Annotated in this window: 1 protein-coding gene and 1 pseudogene; one reads left to right on the top strand and one right to left on the bottom strand. The window is 62.2% G+C overall.

The genetic code is table 11. The features are described from left to right. Positions 1–95 precede the first annotated feature (95 nt). Positions 96–290: pseudogene (locus CTA01S_RS16535) on the top strand (hypothetical protein); the annotation flags it as partial. Positions 291–292: 2 nt separating this feature from the next. On the opposite strand, the gene CTA01S_RS16040 reads toward CTA01S_RS16535, so the two are convergent. Next, the coding region (locus tag CTA01S_RS16040) for an outer membrane beta-barrel protein (RefSeq protein WP_157451406.1) at positions 293–1,861 on the bottom strand (1,569 nt) is incomplete at its 5' end.

Raw genomic sequence — 1,861 nt, 5'->3', positions numbered from 1 at the left:
GGGCGTTTTGCAGGGCCGACGAATTTACAGCGGATTTGGGACTTGACTGGAAAATCCCAACCAGTTGATTCTCTTCGATTAACGTTGGGACACTACTGCCACCCCAATTTTGTGTCCAAAAGAATCGCGGGCGGAGCACCGCTTATGCCGTCCTGCTTGACAATAGCCTCGATGGTGCTGGCGAAGCCCTACGTATCCTCGTCAATGAAGCCGCCTAGATCGAACGAAGCGCGTCTCGCGGTGCCCGTCCCTACGAGCGCACTACGAGTCGACGCGATTATGCCAATGGGGTTCATAGCTTAGCGAGCAGATTGACGAACCAACCCCGGCTTCGGTAATCCAGGTTGGTCAGGTCATCCGAGAAATCGGTGAAGTTATATCCAACACCCACTTTGACATGTTCGTTGATGTGGCGATATACGCCGACGAGCGCACCAAACCGAGCGTCGCCCGCTTCTTTAGCTCTCAGATAGCGCAATTCACCGATGGCGTCCCACTTATGCACAACGTGCCAGTCGAGCCGCGCGATGCCGAGCCAGGCGCGGCTATTGAACCAGCCGCTTCCGGCGACACTGGTGTCGCGCAGTTTGCCGAAGCGGTAGCCGAGCTTGCCGCCCACCGAGAGCTTGGGCACCAGGTCATATATGGCGTCTACAGACAGCACATGGCTGCGCTGCTCGAACGTGCGGGCGCCGCCCGATGCGCTGAGCTGGCCGGGGCTGGGTAGGTCGGCGAGGTAAGTGTACTTGAACAGGGCATTGAGCTTGTCATTGAGCACCGGACGGTAGCCCATGCCCAGCACCACTTCGGTGAAGTCCGCGTCCGTGGTGCTGCCCGCCCCGGCGTTGCTGATGGCGAAGTTGAGCTTGGCGAGCACGCGCCAATCGGGCGTGGTCTGGTAGCCCAGACTGTTCTTCACCAGCCAGCTCGTGCGCTTGCCGGTGGCATTGCCGTCCTCGGTGCGGTACTCGATCACACCCGCGTACTTGGTTTTCTCGAACCGATAGCCAGCCGAGAGCGAGACGGCGGTGCGATCGAGGTCGCCGGTCGCGGGATTGGAAGTGGTGCCTTTTTCGAGGCGCGCGCCCCAACTCCAGCGGTCGTCGGCGGCAAGGTCGAGGCCGAAGGCATGGATCAGCCCCGACGGCCCATGGTCTGCGCTCTGGTAGCGTTGTTCGGCGTACACCGACAGGCTGTCACTGTAGCGTGATTTCATACCAGCGGTGAGATTGCCGACACGGCCGCGGTAGCCGATGTCGCTGCGGTCAGGGTCGAGCAAGTAGTTGAGATAAATACTGTTGCGGTCTGATAGACGATAGTCCGCGCCGATCTTGCTCCCCACCCCGCCATCGCCGTCGCTGACTTCGCCGCTGAGCTTCACGCGATCGTTGATCTGGTAGTGCCCGCCCACACCCACGCGGTCGTTTTCGCTGCGGGTGGCAGCGTGCCGCACCGTGCCCTGCACCAGGCCGTATACCGCCCACCGTCCCGGCTTGCCTTCCCTGTCGAGCGGCTGCCAGGTCAGCTTGGCGGCTACGTCGGTGCGCGCGCCGGTTTCGGCGAGCGCGGCACTGCTACCTGCTGCCAGCGCCGTGTCACGGTCTTCGTGGCGCGCTCCCAGCCCGAGCGAAACCTCTGGCGTGAACGCATACCGACCGTCGATTTCCGCAGATCGGCTCGTGCCCGATGCGCTGCCATCCTTGAGGTCTGCACGGGCGCGCAATTCCAGTTTGTCGGTTGCCTGCATCTTGAGCTGCATGCCGCCTTGCACGATGCCTTCACTCGTGAGTTGGCCAGGCGCCGAGTAGCCATCGTCGCGCTTGACCCAGTAAACGCTGACGCTTCCCGGCTGCGCCCCGCC

The sequence above is a fragment of the Caldimonas taiwanensis NBRC 104434 genome, from assembly GCF_001592165.1.
Taxonomy (GTDB): domain Bacteria; phylum Pseudomonadota; class Gammaproteobacteria; order Burkholderiales; family Burkholderiaceae_C; genus Caldimonas; species Caldimonas manganoxidans.
Note: the sequence above shows the minus strand (reverse complement) of the source record. Positions and strands in the feature narration are given on the sequence as shown.